This window comes from Knoellia terrae, from assembly GCF_048606435.1.
Classification (GTDB): domain Bacteria; phylum Actinomycetota; class Actinomycetes; order Actinomycetales; family Dermatophilaceae; genus Knoellia; species Knoellia terrae.
In genome coordinates, this window is sequence record NZ_JBMBWH010000012.1 from 73,330 (window position 1) to 93,255 (window position 19,926).

A 19,926-nucleotide genomic window follows, 5' to 3' on the forward strand; every position below is an offset into this window, starting at 1 on the left:
TCGCGCTCAGACACACGAGGCCGCGGGTGGCTGGCGAAAACACTGGCCGGTAACTGGCCGCGGAAAACTACGCGCGCGTAGGTTGGCGGTCATGACGGCCGCGACGTGGAGCCAGACCGACCTCCTGCGAGAGATGAACCAGGTCGTCGAGACCAACCTCAACCGGCACATCGGTGTCGCGAAGGACTGGTACCCACACGAGTTCATCCCGTGGAGCGACGGGCGCAACTTCGAGGGGCTCATGGGCGGCGACGCCTGGAGTCCCGACGACGCACCGATCTCCGACGTCGCGCGCTCGGCGCTCATCGTCAACCTGCTCACCGAGGACAACCTCCCGAGCTACCACCACGAGATCGCGATCATCTTCGGGCGCGACGACGCGTGGGGCGAGTGGGTCCACCGCTGGACGGCGGAGGAGGGCCGGCACGGGATCGCCATGCGCGACTACATGCTCGTCAAGCGCATGGTCGACCCGAAGGCGCTCGAGGACTTCCGGATGACGCACATGTCGCAGGGCTACGAGTCCGCGCACAGCGGCGAGCTGCTGCACTCCCTCGCCTACGTGTCCTTCCAGGAGCTCGCGACGCGGGTCTCGCACCGCAACACCGGACGCTTCACGGATGACCCGATGGCCGACCAGCTGCTCCAGCGGATCGCGGCCGACGAGAACCTCCACATGATCTTCTACCGCAACCTGCTCGGTGCCGCCCTCGAGCTCGACCCCAACGCGTCGATGATGGCGATCCGCGACGTCGTCAAGGGCTTCCAGATGCCCGGCACCGACATCCCCGGCTTCCAGCGCAAGGCCGTCGAGATGGCCGTCGCCGGGATCTACGACCTGCGTCAGCACCGCGACGACGTCGTGGCGCCGGTGCTGCGCTTCTGGAAGGTGTGGGACGTCGAGGGCCTGTCGGCCGAGGGTGAGCAGGCGCGACTGGAGCTGTCCGAGTACATGGACGACCTCGACGCCAAGGCCTCCCGTTTCGAGGACAAGCGCGACACCCTCGCCGCCCGCATGAACCTCTGACCCCCCGACTTCTTGCGAGTTCGGGTCAGCGAGCGCCAGCGAGCCTGACCCGAACTCGCAAGAAGTCGGTCAGGTGACCTGGCGTGCGGCGGCGCGTCCCGCGGCGCGGCCGGAGAAGAGGCAGCCGCCGACGAAGGTGCCCTCGAGCGAGCGGTACCCGTGCACCCCACCGCCACCGAACCCGGCGACCTCGCCCGCGGCATACAGGCCGGGCACCGGGTCGCCGGACGCGCCGAGGACCTGGCTCTCGAGGTTCGTCTGCAGCCCGCCGAGCGACTTGCGGGTGAGGATGTTGAGCCGCACCGCGACGAGCGGCCCGCGTCGGGGGTCGAGGATCCGGTGCGGCGGGAAGGCACGCTTGGTGAGCCGGTCCCCGCGGTACTGGCGAGCGACGTGGATCGCCGCGACCTGGGCGTCCTTGGTGTAGGGGTTCTCGACCTGGCGGTCGCGCTCGAGCACCTGCCGCTCGATGTGCGCGAAGTCCACCGGCGCCTCGGGAGTGAGCGCGTTCATCCGGTCGACGAGCTCGCGCAGCGTGTCGGCCTGGACGAAGTCGACGCCCTGGTCGAGGAACGCCTGCATCGACGGCTGCACGGCAGTGATCGGGCGCCGGGCGACGTCGCGCCAGCTGCGATCGGTGAGGTCGAGGTTCTGCTCCGACCCGGAGAGCGCGAACTCCTTGCCCACCAGCGTGCGGTTGGTGACGAACCACGAGTGGTCGTGGCCGGTCGTGCGCAGGTGCTGCAACGTGCCGAGCGTGTCGAAGCCGGGGAAGTTCGGCGGCGGCAGCCGGTCGCCGTTGCCGTCGAACCAGAGCGATGACGGGCCGGGCAGGATGCGGATGGCATGGCTCGGCCACACCGGGTTCCAGTTGTTGACGCCCTCGACGTAGTGCCACATGCGGTCGCGGTTGATGACGGTGCCGCCGGCCGCCTCCGTGATGGCGAGCATCCGGCCGTCGACGTAGGCGGGCACCCCGGTGATCATGTGCTCGGGCGGGGGGCCGAGTCGCTCCGGCCAGTTGGCCCTGACGAGCTCGTGGTTGCCACCGATGCCGCCGCTCGTGACGAGCACGCACTGCGCGCCGAACTCGAAGTCGCCGACGACGTCGCGGTTGGACGCGACCCCACGCAGCGAGCTGTCCTCCGCGAGAACGGATCCGCGGACACCCGTCACTGCACCACCGGTCGACACCAGCTCGTCGACGCGGTGCCGCGGACGGTACATGATGCGGCCGGCGGCGACGTGCGCCAGGACCCGCTCGATGAAGGGCGCGACCACGCCGGTGCCGGTGCCCCACGGGATGTGGAAGCGCGGCACCGAGTTGCCGTGGCCGCCGGCGCGGCCGTCACCGCGCTCGGCCCAGCCGACGACCGGGAAAAAGCTGACCCCGAACGTCCTCAGCCACTCGCGCTTCTCGCCGGCCGCCCACTCGACGTAGGCACGGCCCCACCGGCGCGGCCAGTGGTCCTCGTCGCGGTCCCAGCCGGCGCTGCCCTCCCAGTCCTGCCAGGCAAGGTCGAAGGAGTCCTTGATGCCCATCCGGCGCTGCTCGGCCGTGTCGACGAGGAACAGCCCGCCGAAGCTCCACCACGCCTGGCCACCGAGGTTCGCCTCGCTCTCCTGGTCCAGCAGGACGACGGAGCGTCCGGCGTCGGCGAGCTCGTGGGCTGCGACGAGGCCGGCGAGACCGGCTCCGACGACGAGGGCGTCAGCGTCCATCCCGTGACCCTAGTGGTGGCCCAGCCCGAGGGTCACCCCTGCACCGTCGAGAGGGACCCAGTCGACGTCGGCGATGCTCTCGAGCACGACGTCCGCGTCCTCGGCGAGGACGTCCGCCGGTGTGGTGCCGAGGACGGCGAGCAGCCCGCCGGCGCCGGCGGCCCGACCGGACACCAGCCCCGCGGTGGCGTCCTCGACGACGACGCAGTCGGCGGGCGACAGGCCCAGCAGCTCGGCGCCCCGCTCGTAGGGCTCGGGGCCGGGCTTGCCGTGGCTGACGTCGCTGGCCGTCACGATCACGGAGGGCCGCGGGAGCCCGGAGGCGGCCAGCCGGGCGGCGGCGAGGTCTCGCTCGCAGGAGGTGACGATCGCGTGCGGGACACCGAGGCGGTCGAGCGTCTCGAGTGCCTCACGGGCGCCGGGCAGGATCACGACCCCCTCGGTGTCGGCCACCTCGAGCTCGCCGATCCGGGCGTGGGCCCTTGCCCGCTCCGCCTCGGAGCGCTCCGCCATGACGACCGCGATGGTGTTGGCGCTCGTCCGCCCGTGCGACCCGGCGAGGGCGGCCGGGGCGATGCCGAACTCCTCGCACCACCGCAGCCACGACCGCTCGACCGCTGCCACGGAGTCGATCAGCGTGCCGTCCATGTCGAACAGCACCCCGGCGAACGCGCGGTCGGGCAGACGTCCGGCCAGGGGAGCACTCATGTCGTCACCCTAGGGTTGGCGCATGGCGCCACCGACCCCGGGACACGTGCGTGGCGCCGTCGCGAGCGCCGGCACGGCGTTCGTCGCCCTCGTGGGCGGGTGGACCTGGGCGGCCATGCGCCAGCCCGACGGGTTCGACCCGGTGCGCGAGTCGATCAGCGCCCTCGCCACGAGCGAGACTCCGCACCGCTGGATCATGACCGTCGGGCTGGTCGTCACAGGGCTGGCCCACATCGGGTCCGCGCTCCTGCTTCCCCGGTTGCGCAGGGGCGGACGCTGGCTGCTCGGGGCGGCAGGTCTGGCGACCGTCGCCGTGGCGCTGCTCCCGCTGCCGTCGCGCTCGGACGGGTCCGTCGCCCACACGGTCGTGGCCGCGTTGAGCTTCGTCCTGCTCGCGCTGTGGCCGTGGTTCGGCGCCCACCGCGGCGCGACTCCCCTCCTGCGCCCTCCGGTCGCGCGCACGGCCACGATCGTCCTGACCGCGCTCGTCGCGTCCCTCGCCGTCGGCTCCCGGGCAGGTATGCCGTTCGGTGCCCACGAGCGCGTCGTCGCAGGCGTGCTCGCCCTCTGGCCGCTCGCCGCGGCGGTCACCGCGTGGTGGGCCCTCGGGCACCGGGTCGGCGGGCGGCGGACCCGGGCCGCACTGGCCGTCGGGGTCCTGACCCTGGCCTGCGCCGCCGGGGGCGTGGCGGCCACCCGGCTGGCGCCGGCGACCGCGCACACCACCCACTACTCCGCGGACGTCCAGCTGTCGATGGACCCTCGGAACTCGACGCGGCTCGTCGCGCGGACCCTGTTCGGCGACATCGACGTGGGCTTCACCGGCCTCGCGCCGGGGATCGAGGCGACCCCGCAGGTCAAGGCGTCCATCGCCGACCTTCTCAGCCGGCCCGGCATCACGGTCTCGAGCCTGCAGCCCGGTCCGCTGGAGCTGAACGCGGCGATCGTCGCGGCCGCCCGCGACGTCGGGCTGCGCTTCGGGCTCGGGGCCCTCGGCGTGGCCGCCCTGTGGCTCCTCGTGGCAGCGCTGGTGCGACGCCGGCGTCCCCGGCGATGGACGGTCGCCGGGGCCGCACTGGCGTGGGCCCTGGCCTGCGCAGCCACGGGGGTGGGGATCTGGCAGACCTACCAGCCCGAGCGTCAGTACGAGTTCACCTCGACCGGCGTGCTCGGCACGGTGCAGCGCAACCAGTCGCTGCTCTCCGACGTCGAGGCCCGCACGGCGCAGGTCTCTCCCTACCTCCGCAACCTCATCGCTCTGTCGTCGGCGCTCCAGGACAAGTACTCCCCGACCGAGCTGGGGCAGCCCGCTGCGCTGCGCGTCCTCCTCGTCTCCGACCTGCACGCGGGCAACCAGTACGCGCTGATGCGCACGGTCATCACCGAGGAGGACATCGACCTCGTCGTCGACACCGGGGACCTCGTCAACTTCGGCACCGTCGCCGAGGGCGACGCCACCGGGATGTTCGCCGGGATCGCGTCGCTGCCGGTGCCCTACCTCTTCACCCGCGGCAACCACGACGCGAACTCGGCCACCGACACCGCCATCCTCGGCCGGATGGCGGCCATCCCCAACGTCGTCCTCCTCCAGCCGGATGCCGACGGCTACACCGTGGCCGAGGCGGGCGGCATACGCATCGGCGGGTTCAACGACCCGCGCTGGTTCGGTGACGACGGCAAGCGCAGCAAGGACAAGCAGCAGCCGGCCAAGCGGGCCTTCGTCGCGGCGTTCGCGGACGAGGAGCCGTTGGACCTGCTCGTCTCGCACGAGCCGTGGGCGGTGCAGGACGTGCCCCGTGCCGACGTCGCCGTCAACGGGCACATGCACACCCCCGACCTCGAGGGGAACCGGATCCAGGCCGGCACGTTCACCGGCGGTGGCCCGCTCACCCACTTCGTCGGGCAGGAGGACGGCGAGGAGCTCGTGGGGCAGCCGTCCGCGTTCGACGTGCTCACCTTCGGCGAGACCTGCCGGCTGACCTCCGTGACCCGCTACCGCTACCGCAACGTCATCGAGGGGCGTCCGGCCTATGACGACGTCAGCCTGCTCAACGGTGCCCGCATCGACACGGTCATCGACCCCGAGCGCACCTGCGCCCGGCCCGAGCGCGGCGCCTCACCGCTCGACGTGCTCACCCTGGGAGAGGTGAGGGCGCAGGACCCCACTCCGGGATCGCCCGGTGCAGACTGAGCCGCATGGCGAACTACACCGATGCAGAACGAGACACCGTCCGCGACGCCGCCTTCGGGGCCATCGCCCTCGTGAGCAGGGCGGACCCGGGCTTCCTCTCGTCGTTCAAGGAGAGCCTCGCCGGGTCCAAGGCCCTCGCCGCGGGGCCGAAGGAGATCACCGAGCTGCTGCGCGCCGGAGGCTTCCCGACGCCGCCGAAGGGCGACCCGGCTGCGCAGGAGCAGGCGGTGCTCACCGGGCTCAGCGAGGCCAAGCAGCTCCTGACCGCCAAGGGTGACGGGTCGGCCGAGGCCTTCTCGGGCGTCATCCTCGAGGCCACGCAGGCGGTCGCCGACGCGTCCGACGGCGTCAGCCCCGAGGAGCAGGCCGTCATCGACAAGGTCAGGGCCGCGCTCGCCTGACCGCGAGCGAGCCGGCCAGTCCACGCACGAGGTGGCGGTCGATCCTGCCGTCACCGAGGCCGATCTCGACGAGCGTGTCGAACACGCGCCGGTCGCGCTGGGCGGCCCGGATGCCGGCGTCGACCACGGTGGGTGACTGCGCGAGCCGCGACGAGACCCACGTGTGCCGCAGGTGCGTGCCGAGCAGGCGGCGCACGCCGCGACGATGGACGGCACCGGCCTCCGTCGCTCGCCCGAGCCGGACCGCGCGGGCAGCGGTGCGCCCGGCGGCGATCCCCGTCGCGACGGCGTAGTAGATCCCCTCGCCGGTCATCGGGTTGACCAGGCCCGCGGCGTCCCCGGCCAGCAGCACCGGCCCGTCCGGCTGGTCCCATCGCCAGGAGCTGAGCGGCAGGTGGTGGCCGAGCCAGCCGGTGCCGGTCGTCGCCGCACCGGGGACGACCGACTCCAGCTGGTCGAGGAGCAGCTGCCGGCTCGGCGCCGCGGACCTGCCCACCGGGCCGGACCCCTCGCCGGGGAGCAGCTCGCCGTAGCCGACGTTGACGAGCCCGTCGCCGCGGTCGAAGGCCCAGGCGTACGACGGCTGGCGTCGGTCGCCGTAGCGGATCACCTGCCGCTCCCGCCACTCCTCGGTCACCGGTGCATATCCCCGCAGGGCGAGGGCTCTGGGCTCGCGACGACGGCCGAGCAGCTGGGTGCGCACCACGGAGTGGGCGCCGTCCGCGCCGATGACGACATCGGCCTCGATGCCGTCCACACCGAGTGGCGCCGTGCTCACCGTCGTGACGCGCTGCCTGCGCAGCTCGGCGCCCGCGGCCACCGCCCGGTCGACGAGCCGGGCGTCGAGGACCGCCCTCGGGATGACATGGACCTCGCGCTCCATGTCGCCCTCGACCCGCACCGGACCGTGGGCGAGCTCGAGCCGGCGCAGCGGCTGCCAGCCGTCGACGACGTCGGCGGCGCCGACCTCGGCCAGCGCCGTGACGACGTGCGGCGCGATGCCGTCACCGCACGACTTGTCGCGCGGGAACGCGCTGCGGTCCAGCAGCACCACCCGCAGCGACGGGTCCTGCGCCAGCGCACCCAGGGCCGCGGCGGAGCCCGCCGGTCCTGCCCCGATGACGAGCACGTCGACCTTCACGAGAAGCCTTCCGGGTGCCGGCCGGGTCAGCGCGGGTCGGCGAGGACGGCGGTCCGGTATGCCGTGTGCTCGCCGGGGCCCTTGCCGCAGGACAGCGGCGCCGGGGGAAGCGCCTCGGCCGTCACCTCGACCCAGGTCGTGTCGGGCAACGGGTCGTCGCCGATCACCTCGATGCGGGTCACCGTCGCCGAGACCACGTCGACCGTCCCGGGCCGGGCGGCGGTGACCGGTGCAGGTCCGTGCTCCGCCAGCACCGACCCGGTTGCCGCCTGGACGGCGGGCGACCACCGCGACACCCCGCGCAGGTGGGTGGTGTCGACCTCGCCGGCCCGGTGGGAGCGGACGACCTGCACCGCGTTGGGGAGGTCGACCATCCCGAAGCAGGTGCCGTCCGGCATCGAGAGGAAGGTGCCGGCGAAGCGGTGTCCGCCGAGGTGGGTGCACTCCCACACCTCGTCGGGGAAGACCCTGGCCAGGGCTGCCGTCACGGGCCGTCCGCGCAGCGCGCAGCAGGCGTCGCGAGTTCCCTGGGTGCAGACGAGCAGCATGGGTGGGGCGAGCGCCTCGGAATGGGTGAGCGGGGCGCCGAGCGCCGCCACGGCGGCCAGCAGGTCGTCGCTGGTGCGCCACGTGCCGGTGACCCAGGTCCCGTGGGCCGTGTCGACGGCATACCAGGCAGGAGCCTCACCGGGCTCGCGCCGGCCGTGACGCCGCACGAGCAGCGAGCGCCCCTGCAGCTCGGCACAGGTGGACTCGATGGCCCGCGCGACGGGACCGGCGATGCCCGGGGTCTCGAGGTGGTCCCTCGACCACGGACCGGGGTGTTCGATGAGCAGCCACCGACGGGCGACCGGGGCCGACCCGAGCATCGGTTCGCCGCGCTCGCGGAAGGCGTTGGAGCAGCGTGTCGTCTCAGGGCTCACACGCTCGATGCTACGTGCCCGGGTGCACGGTCACCCGAGTCTGCTCCGCTGACAGGCGCCTCGGCGTTGCCGGATCGGCTCCCGTGGCCTTGACTGGGGCGATGACCACACCCCACCTCCAGAGGCACCGCTGACGTGCGGCTCACCGCAGCCACCCTGACCGACCTGCCTGCGGAGGTGGCGCGGCCGGCATACGACCGCTCGTCGGTCACCCCCGGCATCGTCCACTTCGGTGTGGGGGGGTTCCACCGGGCGCACGAGGCGATGTACGTCGACGCCCTCATGAACGCCGGGAAGGCGCTCGACTGGGGCATCGTCGGCGTCGGCCTCATGCCGGGTGACGCCCGGATGCGCGACGCCATGACGGCTCAGGACACCCTCTACACCCTCGTCGTCAAGCACCCGGACGGCCGGCTGGAGCCGCGCGTCATCGGGTCGATGGTCGGCTACCTCTTCGCCCCGGACGACCCGCGGGCCGTGCTCGACCGGCTCGTCGACCCGGCGACCCGGATCGTCTCGCTCACGGTCACCGAGGGCGGCTACCACGTCAACCAGGTGACGGGGGAGTTCGACCCGGACGACCCGGTCCTGCAGTCGGACCTGGGCGACGACGGCGATCCGCAGAGCATGTTCGGTTTCGTCACCGAGGCCGCGCGCCGTCGACGTGAGGCGGGGACCGACCCGTTCACCGTCATGTCGTGCGACAACCTGCCCGGCAACGGCGACGTCGCGAAGAAGATGATCGTCGCGTTCGCCCGGCTCAAGGACGCGGAGCTCGGGGCGTGGATCGAGGAGCACGTCGCGTTCCCGAACGGCATGGTCGACCGGATCACCCCGGTGACCTCGCCCGAGGACGTCACCGCTCTCGCGGAGCAGTTCGGCGTCGAGGACGCGTGGCCGGTGGTGTGCGAGCCGTTCACGCAATGGGTGCTCGAGGACCACTTCCCCACCGGGCGGCCGCCGTTCGAGGACGTCGGGGTGCAGGTCGTCGACGACGTCGTCCCGTACGAGCTGATGAAGCTGCGGCTGCTCAACGCGAGCCACCAGGCGCTCTGCTACCTCGGCCACCTCTCCGGCTACCGCTACGCGCACGAGGTGGCCCAGGACCCGCTCTTCGCCGGGTTCCTGCTCGGCTACATGACCGAGGAGGGGTCCCCGACGCTGCCGGAGGTTCCGGGCGTCGACCTGGGCGTCTACCGGCGCCAGCTCCTCGAGCGCTTCGCCAACCCCGAGGTCCGCGACACGCTGGCGCGCCTCTGCGCCGAGAGCTCCGACCGGATCCCCAAGTGGCTCGTGCCGGTGATCCAGCGCAACCTCGAGACCGGTGGCGGGTTCGAGCGCTCGGCCCTCGTCGTCGCCTCGTGGGCGCGCTACGCCGAGGGCGTCGACGAGTCGGGAGAGCCGATCGAGGTGGTCGACCGCCACCGCGACAAGGTCATGGCAGCGGCCCGGCGCTACGAGGAGGACGAGCTCGCGTTCCTGCGCGACCGCGACTTCTTCGGTGGGCTCGTCGACAGCGAGCCCTTCACCACGGCCTACACCGCCTTCCTGAAGTCGTTGCACGACAACGGGGCTCGGGTCACCCTCGAGGACCTGGAGTCGAACCGATGACGTCCGCGACCGCCTCCGACACCATGCGCACGGCGGTCCTCACCGAGCCGGGGACGATCACCGTCGAGCCCCGTCCGGTGCCCGCGCCGGCCGCCGACGAGGTCCTCATCGAGGTGCGCTCGGTCGGTGTCTGCGGCTCGGACACCCACTACTACGACCACGGGCGCATCGGGGACCACGTCGTCACCGGACCCCTCGTGCTCGGTCACGAGAGCGCCGGCGTCATCGTCGCGGTCGGCGCTGACGTCGACCCGGGACGGGTCGGCGAGCGGGTCGCCATCGAGCCCGGCGTCCCCTGCCGGTCGTGCATGCGGTGTCTGACCGGCTACTACAACCTCTGCCCCGACATGGTCTTCCACGCAACGCCACCGGTCGACGGCACCCTCGCGGAGTACGTCACCCACCTCGCGTCCTTCGCGTTCGCGCTGCCGGACTCGATCTCCTTCGACGAGGGCGCGATGCTCGAACCGCTCTCGGTGGGCATCTGGGCGTGCCGTCGGGCCGCCGTCGGCCCGGGCGTCCGGGTCCTCGTCACCGGCGCCGGGCCGGTCGGGCAGCTCGCCGCCCAGACGGCCCTCGCCTTCGGGTCGACCGAGGTGGTCGTCGCCGACGTCAACGCCTACCGGCTGTCCGTCGCCTCCTCCCTGGGAGCGACCGAGGTCGTCGACGTCTCGACGACCTCCCTGACCGACGCGTATGCCGGCCGCCCCGGTCCCGACGTCGTCCTCGAGTGCTCTGGTCACAAGGGGTCGACGCAGGCGGCCATCCGCGTGGCCGCGCCGGCCGGCCGGGTCGTCCTCATCGGCATGGGCGGCGACACCCTCGCCCTCCCCCTCGGCGACGTCCAGAACAGGGAGCTGTGGGTGACCGGGGTGTTCCGCTACGCCAACACGTGGCCGACCGCCATCGACCTCGTCGCGTCGGGACGGGTCAACCTGACGCCCCTGGCCACGGGTCACTTCGGGCTCGACGACACCGCCGCCGCCCTGACTGCTGCCCGCACGGACCCCAGGGCCATCAAGTCGATCATCCATCCGCACGGCCGCGGGATGGAGGCCCGGTGACGGCGACGCGCACCATGGCCGCGGTGCGGCTGCCGGGGGACAGCACGGTCGAGCACGTCACGGTCGACGTGCCGACGCCGGGACCCGGGCAGGTGCTCCTGCGGATGCGCGCATCGTCGGTGTGCGGCAGCGACATCCGGGCGATCTACCGCGAGCACCTCGGCCATGGGGCCGAGGCCTACCAAGGCGTCGTCGCCGGCCACGAGCCCTGCGGGGACGTCGTCGAGCTCGGGGCCGGGGTGTCAACGGTCGAGGTCGGCCAGGGCGTCGCGGTCTACCACATCACCGGCTGCGGCTCCTGCGACGAGTGCCGGACCGGCTACCCGATCGGCTGCACGGCACCGACCCGGGCTGCGTACGGCTGGCAGCGCGACGGGGGCCATGCCGACTTCCTGCTGGCCGAGGCGGTGTCGTGCCAGCCGCTGCCGGAGAGCCTGACCCACGTCGACGGCGCGCTGGTCACGTGCGGCTTCGGGACGGCATACGAAGGGCTGTTGCGAGCCGGGGTGAGTGGACGGGACCGGCTTCTGGTCACGGGCCTCGGGCCCGTGGGGCTCGCAGCCGCGATGCTCGCACGGCACCTCGGCGCGTCCACCGTCGTCGGGCTCGAGCCCAACGCCGAGCGGGCCGACCTCGCCCGCGACCTCGACCTCGTCGACGTCGTCGTCACCGACCCGGCCGACCTCGCCGACGCCGTCGGTGACGCGACCGGCGGACGCGGGTGCGAGGTCAGCCTCGACTGCAGCGGCAACGCCCAGGCCCGTGTCGCCGCCCTCACCTCCACCGCGGTGCGCGGGCGCTGCGTCATGGTGGGCGAGGGCGGTCGGATCGACTTCGCCGTCTCGGAGCTGCTCATCCACAAGCAGGTTGCCCTGCACGGGTCCTGGGTCACCTCGCTCGGCCACATGGCCGAGCTGCTCGACCTGCTCGACCGCTGGGGCGAGCACCCCGAGCGGATCGTCACCCACCGGTTCGCCCTCGCCGACGCAGGAGAGGCGTATGCCGTCGCCGCCGCCGGTGCGTCCGGCAAGGTCGTCATCGCCTGGGACTGATCGCAGGCACCCTCGTCGTCTCGGGAAGGATGCGGGCATGGCAACGAAGCACGGGCAGCTCGTCGCGGGCGTGGACTCCTCCACGCAGTCCTGCAAGGTCGTCGTGTGCGACGCCGAGACGGGCGAGGTTGTCCGGCAGGGTCGCGCGTCGCACCCGGACGGCACCGAGGTGCACCCGCGCGAGTGGTGGTCGGCCTACGAGGCCGCCACCGCCGACGGGCTGCTCGAGGGTGTCGCGGCGATCGCCGTCGGTGGGCAGCAGCACGGCATGGTCACCCTCGACGAGTCCGACGAGGTGGTGCGACCGGCACTGCTGTGGAACGACACCCGCTCGGCGCAGGACGCGGTCGACCTCATCGAGGAGCTCGGTGGCAGGGAGCGGTGGGCCACCGAGGTGGGTGTCGTCCCGGTCGCGTCGTTCACCGTGACGAAGCTGCGCTGGCTGCGCCGCCGTGAGCCGGAGTCCCTGGAGCGAAGCCGCACCTGCGTCCTGCCGCACGACTGGCTGACCGGACGGATCCTCGAGCAGGGCAACGGCTTCGACGGGTGGACCACCGACCGGGGTGACGCGTCCGGCACGGGCTACTGGTCCGCCGGGTCCGGCGACTACCTGCCCGGCATCCTCGACCTCGCCATCGGCCGGCGGCTGGAGCTCCCCCGGGTGCTCGGACCGACCGAGGTCGCCGGGCGCACCGACTCAGGACTCGTCGTCGCGCCGGGGACCGGCGACAACATGGGGGCGGCACTGGGCCTGGGCCTGCGTCCCGGCGACGCGGTCGTCTCGCTGGGGACGAGCGGCACGGCCTTCGCCCGCCACGACGCCGCCATCGCCGACGCAAGCGGCTCCGTCGCGTCGTTCGCCGACGCCACCGGCGGCTTCCTCCCCCTGTTGGCCACCCTCAACGCCGCCCGCGTGCTCACGGCGGGCGCGTCGATGCTCGGGATCGAGCTGACCGACCTCGACCGGCTGGCCCTGGCCGCCGAGCCCGGCGCCGGAGGTCTGTCGCTCCTGCCCTACCTCGACGGCGAGCGCACCCCCAACCTGCCGACCGCCTCCGGGACCCTGTCGGGGCTGACCCGCACCAACGCCACCCCCGAGAACCTCGCCCGCGCCGTCGTCGAGGGCATGCTCGCCAACCTCGCCGAGGCGCTGGACGCCCTGCGCGGACAGGGAGTGCGGGTCGAGCGCGTGCTGCTCATCGGCGGCGCGTCGGCGTCGGCGTCCGTGCGCTCGATCGTTGCCGACCTCTTCGACGCCGAGGTCCACGTGCCGGTGTCCGGTGAGTACGTCGCCCTCGGCGCCGCCCGGCAGGCCGCCGCCACCCTCCTCGGCACGGACCTGCCGGCATGGGACGTCGCCACGGACGCGGTCCTGGCGCCGGACGCAGAGGCCCGCGACCGCGTCGGTGAGCTGCGCGGCCGGTACGCCGACCTGCGGAGCCGGCTGCACGGCATACCGACGTCCTGACCACGAGTCGGCGCACGCCTAGTCTGGGCGGGTGAGCGCAACCCTCGTGGCGAAGGACCTGTCAGGGGGCCACGCCCACCGGACCCTGTTCGAGCACCTCGACCTCACCGTGGCGCCCGGCGACGTGGTCGGGGTCGTCGGCGCCAACGGCGCCGGCAAGACCACCCTGCTGCGGATCCTCGCCGGCGAGTCGGCGCCGCTTGCCGGCACCGTGACGACTTCTCCGAGCGACGCGTTCGTGGGCTGGCTCCCGCAGGAGCACGAGCGCGTCCCCGGCGAGACGGTGGCCGGCTACGTCGCCCGCCGGACCGGTGCCACCGCGGCCACGGAGGCGATGGAGGCCGCGGCGGCCGCCCTCGGCGGCACTGACCCGGGCGCCGACGAGGCCTACGCGCTCGCCCTCGACCACTGGCTCGCCAGTGGCGCCCCCGACCTCGAGGACCGCCTCCCTGCGATGCTCGGTGAGCTGCGGCTGGACGTCGGCCCGGACGCAGCGATGACCTCGCTCTCCGGTGGGCAGGCCGCTCGCGCCGCCCTGGCGGCGCTGCTGCTCAGCCGCTTCGACATCGTCCTGCTCGACGAGCCGACCAACGACCTCGACCTGGCCGGGCTGGCACGTCTCGAGGCCTTCGTCACCGGACTGCGTGGTGGCGTCGTCCTCGTCTCGCACGACCGCGAGTTCCTCTCGCGCTGCGTCACCCGCATCGTGGAGCTCGACCTCGCCCAGCACTCCGTCGCCGTGCACGACGGCGGCTACGAGGCCTACCTCGAGGAGCGCGAGATCGCCCGCCGGCACGCCCGCGAGGCGTACGAGGAGTTCGCCGGCACCAGGGCCGACCTCGAGTCGCGCGCACGGACCCAGCGCGAGTGGAGCAGCAAGGGCGTGCGCAACGCGATGAGGAAGAGCCCCGACAACGACAAGATCCGGCGCGCCGCCAGCATCGACTCGGCCGAGAAGCAGGCCCGCAAGGTGCGGCAGATGGAGTCGCGGATCGCGCGGCTCGAGGAGGTCGAGGAGCCCCGCAAGGAGTGGGTGCTGCAGTTCTCGATCGGCGACGCGCCCCGGTCCAGCTCGGTCGTCGGGACCCTCAACGGGGCCGGCGTGAGCCTGGGCGACTTCACCCTCGGACCCGTCTCGCTCCAGGTGGACGCCGGCGACCGCATCGGGATCACCGGGCCGAACGGCGCGGGCAAGACCACCCTCCTCCGTCTCCTCCTCGGTCGCCTCGCTCCCGACACCGGCAGCGCGAGTCTCGGCGCCAGCGTCGCCCTCGGCGAGATCGACCAGGCCCGCACCGGGCTGCGCGACGACGTGCCGCTCTCCGAGGCCTTCGGTGAGGCGGTGCCCCACCTCGCTCCCGTGGACCGGCGGACGCTGCTCGCCAAGTTCGGCCTGCGCGCCGACCAGGTGACCAGTCCGGTGTCACGGCTCTCGCCCGGCGAGCGGACCCGGGCGGCCATGGCGCTGCTGCAAGCGCGAGGCGTCAACCTCCTCGTCCTCGACGAGCCGACCAACCACCTCGACCTGCCGGCCATCGAGCAGCTCGAGGAGGCGCTCGCCTCCTATGACGGCGCCCTGCTCCTCGTCTCGCACGACCGCCGGCTCCTCGAGAACGTCCACCTCGACCAGCGCTGGCACGTCGAGGCCGGTCGGGTCACGCGTCTCTGACGTCCTCGGGCACGAGCAGGCCGGCGAGCGCCAGCCGTCGCCGCAGCTCGTGGTCCAGCTCCGCAGGATCCCGTATGCCGTCCAGCACCTCCGCGACCGCGTCACGCTGGTCTGCGCGGACGGTGAGGCGGCCGACCCGGCTCACCAGCGTGCGCTGCTCGTCCTCGCCCTCCCAGTGGGCGGCGAGGTGACGCCGCGCGCGCCAGCGGGCGTCGTCGTCGCTGGCCTGCTCGGACTGTGCGAGCACGCCGAGGGGCTCGGCTCGTTGGGCCTGGCGGACCAGCGTGCGCATCGAGTCGGCGAGCTCGTCGGCCCCGACGTCCTGCAGGGCCTTCTCGACGAGCTCGTGCACGAGCTCGGCGTCGGCGCCGGTGTCGAGCGTCGAGGACCCGGAGCGCCCCGGTGCGATGGGCAGGCTGCGGCGGGCCTCGACGTCCTCGGCGAGCCGGGAGTCGATGCGCGCCAGGAGCGCGTCGACGAGGTGCCGTCTCGTCCACGCGTGCACGCCGATGGTGAGGTGGATGCTCGTCCCCCCGAGCGCGGTCGCGGAGTGGAGCCAGCCGCGGGGCAGATAGAGGCAGTCCCCCGGAGCCAGGGTCTCCTCGAGGAGGGGCTCGGCCTCCGCCGCCCGGGCGACCTCGTCGCGGTGCTGCTCCCAGGGCTGGTCGCGCAGCGGCGCCTCGATCACCGGCGGGCGGAGGCGCCAGCGCTTCTCGCCCGCCACCTGGAGGACGAAGACGTCGTGCACGTCGTAGTGGTCGGCGAAGCCCTGGTTCTGCGGAGGCGTGACGTAGGCGTTCACCTGCACCGGGTGGCCGAGGTCGTCGGCGAGCGCAGCGGCGAAGTCCTGGATGGGCGCCCAGGTCCGGTGCAGCGCCTGGAGGACCAGGGTCGCGCCGGCGGCGAGCTCGCGCAGGATCCGGTCCTCGCTCAGCTGGTCGGCGATGCCGGCACCGACCCCTCCCCCGAGGGTGAAGGACCGGTCGGCGAGGGTGGCACCGTCCCGTGCCATGCGGGCGAAGGGCGTCCGCAGGCCGCGCCGGGACACGAGCTCGTCGACCGCGTCGGCGCCGAAGAGGTCGGTGAAGTCGCGGGGGAGCTCGGCCGCGCGGGTGAGGAGGGGCGCGCGGGACCAGACGTCGGCAGCGAAGTCCGCGGACGGCATACCGATGAGGCGGCCGAGCGCGGAAGGACCCGCGCCCGAGACGTGCATCTCGGGTCGCGGGTCCACGGGTGGTGAGGTCACTGCGAGCCGTCGGCCCCGCCGTCCGCGCCACCGTCGTGCTGGCCGGGCATCGCGGTCTCCGCGCCGGCGTCGGCGGGACCCTCCGCTGCGGAGATCTCCGAGTCCTCGGCCATGCCGGTCGAGTCGCCGTCGAGCGCACCACCGGCACCGCCGCCGGCGCCGCCGTCGGCACCGCCGTCCTGCTCACCGGCCATGCCCTGGTCGTCCGCGCCGCTGTCGGCGGGGCCCTCGGCGTCCATGCCGCTGGTCATGCCTTCGGTCATACCGTCTCCGCTGCCGAACGACTGCTCGTCGTCGGAGCCCATGCCACTGCTCGGGTCTTGCGTCATGGCAAACCTCCCAGTTGGTGTTGCGCACCACTCGGCACGCCTTCTCTGTCTACCATCAGGCGGACCACCCGGGACCGTCCGAGCACGGCAGATCTGTGCAGGTCAGGCCGTGGATCCGGGTTCGAGGCGCGCACCGGGTGCGACGACCGCACCACGAGCCACACGGCTGTCCCGCCCGACGAGCACGAGCCGGTCGTCGCCGACCCGCGACCCCGGTGGCGTCTCGCCGACCCGGGCCCCACGGGCGATGGTGCACCGCGAGTCGACGACGGCGCCGCGCACCTCCGCGCCGGCCTCGACGACCGTCTGGGCGAAGACGACGGAGTCCTGCACGACCGCACCCTTGGCCACCCGCACGCCCGGGCCGATGACGCTGCCGACGACGGTGCCGGCGATGTCGGCGCCGGCGCTGACGACCGAGTGCTCGACGGTGGCGCTGCGGCGGACGTGCGCGGCGGGCAGCTCCGGCCAGCGGGTGAGGATCGGCCACTCGGGGTCGTCGAAGACGTCGACGCGACCGGCCAGGAGGTCTCGGTGGGCCGCCAGGTAGTCGCTCGGCGTGCCGAGGTCGCGCCAGTAGCCCGGTAGGGCGAAGGCGTGGACTGAGCCGTCCTCGACGAGGCGAGGGATGAGGTGCTCACCGAAGTCACCGATGCCCGAGTCGTCCCCGTCCGCCGCGTCGACCCGCTCGGCACGGAGGTCCTCGAGGGCGGCCGCGAGCCGCGACGGGTGGTAGGCGAAGATCTCGGCCGCGATGGTGGAGGTCTGGGGGTCCTCCGGCTTGTAGTCCAGCCCCGTCACCACGCCGCCGGCGCCGAGCTCGACCACGGCCTTGGCGGCAGCCTGGGAGCGGGACACCTCGGTCGTCACGATCGTGCAGGAGGAACCGTTGTCGAGGTGCTGGTCGACGACGTCCCGCAGGTCGAGGCTGAAGACCTGGTCGGCGCTGAGCACGAGGACGACGTCCGCGCCGAAGTTCCGGATGGCGTCGAGGTTGCGGTAGAGGTCGTCACCGTTGCCCTCGCTGAAGCCGGACTGGGACGCCGAGCCGCTGCCCTCCTCGGGCGGCAGCCACTGCAGCCCGCCCCGGGTGCGGTCGAGGTCCCACGGGCGCCCCGCTGCGACGTGCTTGTGGAGGCTGCTGGCGAGGTACTGGACCGAGAGCCACACGTCGGTGACGCCGCTGTGGGCCAACGACGACATGCCGAAATCCACGAGCTGGTACTGGCCGGCATACGGCAGTGCCGGCTTGGCGCGCTCTCGGGTGAGCACGTCCATCCGTGCGCCCTGGCCGCCGGCCTGGACGATGGCCAGCACCTTGGGTCGTCGCGTCATGGTCCCACTCTGCCCCAGACCGCGCCGTGTGCGGACGCGAGGTCCGATCGCCTAGATTCGGGCGATGAGCACTGAGCGGAAGTTCGACCTCGTCCTCGTCGGCGCGACCGGCTTCGTCGGCCGCCTGACCGCTGCCCACCTCGCGGAGCACGCGCCCTCGGTGGTCCGCATCGCGCTCGCCGGACGGTCGAAGGAGCGCCTCGAGGAGGTACGTGCGTCGCTGCCCCACCGCGCCGCGGAGTGGCCGCTGATCGTCGTCGACACGACGCACGCCGCCGCGGTCGCGGACCTCGCCGCCCGCACCCGCGTCGTCGTCACCACCGTGGGTCCCTACGCCAAGCTCGGTATGCCGCTCGCGTCCGCCTGTGCGGCGGCCGGCACGCACTACGCGGACCTCACCGGCGAGGTGCTCTTCGTCCGGGACAGCATCGACGCCAACCACGAGGAGGCCGAGCGCACCGGTGCCCGGATCGTCCACGCGTGCGGCTTCGACTCGATCCCCTCGGACCTCGGCGTGTGGCGCACCGCTCAGCAGGTGGCCGCCGACGGCGAGGGAACCCTTGGCGAGACCGTGCTGCACGTCCGCACGCTGCGAGGTGGCGTCAGCGGCGGGACGATCGACTCGATGCGCAACCAGGCGATCGAGTCCGCCGACCCCGCCCGCCGCAGGGCCGTCACCGACCCGCACGGGCTCAGCCCGGACCGTGCTGCCGAGCCGCCCTCGCGCAACCGCCCCACGTCCGACGAGTTCAGCCTGCTGGGCAAGGTGCAGGCCGTGACCGGGACCCGCTACGACGGCGTGACGAAGCGCTGGGTCGCGCCGTTCTTCATGGCGTCGTTCAACACACGGATCGTGCGCCGCAGCAACGCCCTCACCGGCTGGTCCTACGGACGCGAGTTCCGCTACGACGAGGTGATGGACACCGGGAGCGGCCCGGTCGGCGCCGTGAAGGCCGGGCTCACCACGGCGGTGCTCGGCGGCCTCTTCGCCGGGATGTCCACCGCGCCCACGCGCCGGGTGCTCGACGTTGTCCTGCCCAAGCCCGGTGAGGGCCCGTCCGAGGAGACGATGCAGAACGGCCGGTTCGTCATGGACGTCGAGACCACGACGACGACCGGCGCGCGCTACCGCACGCGCGTGGCAGCGGGCTACGACCCCGGCTACACCGGCACGGCGATCATGCTCGGTCAGGCCGGCCTCTCGTTGGCGCTCGACGAGCTGACGGCCCCGGGAGGGGTGCTCACGCCCTCGGTGGCCTTCGGTGAGGCACTGGTGTCCCGGCTGGAGGGCAACGACTTCGAGTTCACGACGACCCGCCGGTGACCCTGCTCCGGGCTGTCCCTCGACGAGGCACGCAGCTGGTGGCTCGAGACGCCTCCGGGGGTGACGGTGGTCGCCTGCTCGGACGACGGGACGCTGCTCGGGTCGGCCAAGGCGGGTCCCAACCGGCCGGGGCGCGGGTCGCACGTCGCCACGGCGTCGTTCATGGTCACCGCGGCCGCTCGGCGCCGCGGGGTGGGGCGGGCCCTCGGGAAGTGGGCGCTGGACTGGGCACGCGAGCAGGGCTATGCCGCCATGCAGTTCAACGCCGTCGCCGCGACCAACACCGTCGCGGTGGCCCGGTGGCAGGAGCTCGGCTTCACCGTGATCGGGATCGTCCCCGAGGCGTTCGACAGCGCGTCCCACGGCCGGGTCGGCCTGCACGTCATGCACCGCCACCTCGAGGCCTGACCGCTGACCTGGTCCGCGCCCGGGTGCCCCTCCACGCGCCGGGAGTCGACGCGCCGTCGTCCACACCACGTGGCCGTTCGAGCCTGCCAGCGATCCGTTCAGGAGGCCGCATCGAGGGTGAAAGTTCGCGCTTTCGTAGGGGCGAGGGGCTTCGTGGGGTGGCCTGGCTGTCCGCACTGCGAAACAGCGCGGGTGCGCGGTGCAGCCCCACGACGAAAGGCCCTTCAAAAGCCAATTATCCGGGAAATGAGAAATGGCCCGCCGGGTGGGCGGGCCATTTCTGGAATGTTTGTCCGGCTGCGTCCTA

At 73.0% G+C, this 19,926-nt stretch carries 17 protein-coding genes; 10 read left to right on the plus strand and 7 right to left on the minus strand.

All coding sequences use genetic code 11. The annotated features are described in order from the left end of the window. The first annotated feature begins 91 nt into the window (after positions 1–91). A complete protein-coding gene (locus ACOJV9_RS15245; protein ID WP_420186077.1) occupies positions 92–1,027 on the plus strand; it encodes an acyl-ACP desaturase in 936 nt (311 codons plus the stop codon). Between the two features lie 69 nt (positions 1,028–1,096). On the opposite strand, the gene ACOJV9_RS15250 is transcribed toward ACOJV9_RS15245, so the two are convergent. Then, positions 1,097–2,749, minus strand: a complete 1,653-nt coding sequence (locus tag ACOJV9_RS15250) for an FAD-binding dehydrogenase (RefSeq protein ID WP_420186078.1) — start codon at positions 2,747–2,749, stop codon at positions 1,097–1,099. A gap of 9 nt (positions 2,750–2,758) precedes the next feature. Next, a complete protein-coding gene (locus tag ACOJV9_RS15255; RefSeq protein ID WP_420186079.1) occupies positions 2,759–3,457 on the minus strand; it encodes an HAD-IA family hydrolase in 699 nt (232 codons plus the stop codon). A gap of 22 nt (positions 3,458–3,479) precedes the next feature. Here ACOJV9_RS15255 and ACOJV9_RS15260 point away from each other — a divergent pair, with 22 nt between their 5' ends. Next, positions 3,480–5,648, plus strand: coding sequence for a DUF998 domain-containing protein (locus ACOJV9_RS15260; protein WP_420186081.1), 2,169 nt, complete (start codon positions 3,480–3,482; stop codon positions 5,646–5,648). A gap of 5 nt (positions 5,649–5,653) precedes the next feature. Beyond that, on the plus strand, positions 5,654–6,049 hold the full coding sequence (locus ACOJV9_RS15265) for a hypothetical protein (RefSeq protein ID WP_420186082.1): 396 nt from the start codon (positions 5,654–5,656) through the stop codon (positions 6,047–6,049). Here ACOJV9_RS15265 and ACOJV9_RS15270 read toward each other — a convergent pair. After that, on the minus strand, positions 6,030–7,190 hold the full coding sequence (locus ACOJV9_RS15270; RefSeq protein WP_420186083.1) for an NAD(P)/FAD-dependent oxidoreductase: 1,161 nt from the start codon (positions 7,188–7,190) through the stop codon (positions 6,030–6,032). The two genes, ACOJV9_RS15265 and ACOJV9_RS15270, sit on opposite strands and share 20 nt — an antisense overlap. Before the next feature lie 26 nt (positions 7,191–7,216). Then, positions 7,217–8,113, minus strand: a complete 897-nt coding sequence (locus tag ACOJV9_RS15275; RefSeq protein WP_420186084.1) for a sucrase ferredoxin — start codon at positions 8,111–8,113, stop codon at positions 7,217–7,219. Between the two features lie 135 nt (positions 8,114–8,248). Here ACOJV9_RS15275 and ACOJV9_RS15280 point away from each other — a divergent pair, with 135 nt between their 5' ends. The 5 genes from ACOJV9_RS15280 to ACOJV9_RS15300 are packed head-to-tail and all read left to right on the plus strand — an operon-like array spanning position 8,249 to position 14,977. Then, positions 8,249–9,724 carry a mannitol dehydrogenase family protein gene (locus tag ACOJV9_RS15280; RefSeq protein ID WP_420186085.1) on the plus strand — a complete coding sequence of 492 codons (1,476 nt, stop codon included), beginning with the start codon at positions 8,249–8,251 and terminating at the stop codon, positions 9,722–9,724. Continuing rightward, entirely contained in the window at positions 9,721–10,788 is a 1,068-nt protein-coding gene (locus ACOJV9_RS15285; RefSeq protein WP_420186086.1) for an NAD(P)-dependent alcohol dehydrogenase, read from the plus strand. Before ACOJV9_RS15280 ends, ACOJV9_RS15285 begins: the two co-directional genes overlap by 4 nt. Next, complete coding sequence (locus ACOJV9_RS15290) at positions 10,785–11,840, plus strand: zinc-dependent alcohol dehydrogenase family protein (protein WP_420186087.1); 1,056 nt, start codon at positions 10,785–10,787, stop codon at positions 11,838–11,840. Before ACOJV9_RS15285 ends, ACOJV9_RS15290 begins: the two co-directional genes overlap by 4 nt. Positions 11,841–11,877: 37 nt before the next feature. Further along, on the plus strand, positions 11,878–13,308 hold the full coding sequence (gene xylB, locus ACOJV9_RS15295; RefSeq protein WP_420186088.1) for a xylulokinase: 1,431 nt from the start codon (positions 11,878–11,880) through the stop codon (positions 13,306–13,308). A 31-nt stretch (positions 13,309–13,339) separates the two neighbouring features. Then, on the plus strand, positions 13,340–14,977 hold the full coding sequence (locus ACOJV9_RS15300) for an ABC-F family ATP-binding cassette domain-containing protein (protein WP_420186089.1): 1,638 nt from the start codon (positions 13,340–13,342) through the stop codon (positions 14,975–14,977). Here ACOJV9_RS15300 and ACOJV9_RS15305 read toward each other — a convergent pair. From ACOJV9_RS15305 to ACOJV9_RS15315, 3 genes are all read right to left on the minus strand, one after another. Continuing rightward, positions 14,964–16,223 carry a cupin domain-containing protein gene (locus ACOJV9_RS15305; RefSeq protein WP_420186090.1) on the minus strand — a complete coding sequence of 420 codons (1,260 nt, stop codon included), beginning with the start codon at positions 16,221–16,223 and terminating at the stop codon, positions 14,964–14,966. The genes ACOJV9_RS15300 and ACOJV9_RS15305 overlap by 14 nt on opposite strands. Then, positions 16,220–16,552: a hypothetical protein gene (locus ACOJV9_RS15310; RefSeq protein ID WP_420186091.1), complete on the minus strand. Its 333-nt coding sequence runs from the start codon at positions 16,550–16,552 to the stop codon at positions 16,220–16,222. The genes ACOJV9_RS15305 and ACOJV9_RS15310 overlap by 4 nt, the downstream gene beginning before the upstream one ends. Before the next feature lie 102 nt (positions 16,553–16,654). Beyond that, complete coding sequence (locus ACOJV9_RS15315) at positions 16,655–17,887, minus strand: glucose-1-phosphate adenylyltransferase family protein (protein ID WP_420186092.1); 1,233 nt, start codon at positions 17,885–17,887, stop codon at positions 16,655–16,657. A gap of 64 nt (positions 17,888–17,951) precedes the next feature. Here ACOJV9_RS15315 and ACOJV9_RS15320 point away from each other — a divergent pair, with 64 nt between their 5' ends. Together ACOJV9_RS15320 and ACOJV9_RS15325 are read left to right on the plus strand one after the other, a co-directional pair. Continuing rightward, positions 17,952–19,211, plus strand: coding sequence for a saccharopine dehydrogenase family protein (locus ACOJV9_RS15320; RefSeq protein ID WP_420186093.1), 1,260 nt, complete (start codon positions 17,952–17,954; stop codon positions 19,209–19,211). Between the two features lie 12 nt (positions 19,212–19,223). After that, on the plus strand, positions 19,224–19,619 hold the full coding sequence (locus ACOJV9_RS15325; protein ID WP_420186095.1) for a GNAT family N-acetyltransferase: 396 nt from the start codon (positions 19,224–19,226) through the stop codon (positions 19,617–19,619). Positions 19,620–19,926: the final 307 nt, after the last annotated feature.

Bases quoted from the DNA above. Each gene is read 5' to 3' on its own strand.
- ACOJV9_RS15245 (WP_420186077.1), top strand. From the start codon at position 92: ATGACGGCCGCGACGTGGAGCCAGACCGACCTCCTGCGAGAGATGAAC.
- ACOJV9_RS15250 (WP_420186078.1), bottom strand. From the start codon at position 2,749: ATGGACGCTGACGCCCTCGTCGTCGGAGCCGGTCTCGCCGGCCTCGTC.
- ACOJV9_RS15255 (WP_420186079.1), bottom strand. From the start codon at position 3,457: ATGAGTGCTCCCCTGGCCGGACGTCTGCCCGACCGCGCGTTCGCCGGG.
- ACOJV9_RS15260 (WP_420186081.1), top strand. From the start codon at position 3,480: ATGGCGCCACCGACCCCGGGACACGTGCGTGGCGCCGTCGCGAGCGCC.
- ACOJV9_RS15265 (WP_420186082.1), top strand. From the start codon at position 5,654: ATGGCGAACTACACCGATGCAGAACGAGACACCGTCCGCGACGCCGCC.
- ACOJV9_RS15285 (WP_420186086.1), top strand. From the start codon at position 9,721: ATGACGTCCGCGACCGCCTCCGACACCATGCGCACGGCGGTCCTCACC.
- xylB (WP_420186088.1), top strand. From the start codon at position 11,878: ATGGCAACGAAGCACGGGCAGCTCGTCGCGGGCGTGGACTCCTCCACG.
- ACOJV9_RS15310 (WP_420186091.1), bottom strand. From the start codon at position 16,552: ATGACGCAAGACCCGAGCAGTGGCATGGGCTCCGACGACGAGCAGTCG.
- ACOJV9_RS15315 (WP_420186092.1), bottom strand. From the start codon at position 17,887: ATGACGCGACGACCCAAGGTGCTGGCCATCGTCCAGGCCGGCGGCCAG.
- ACOJV9_RS15320 (WP_420186093.1), top strand. From the start codon at position 17,952: ATGAGCACTGAGCGGAAGTTCGACCTCGTCCTCGTCGGCGCGACCGGC.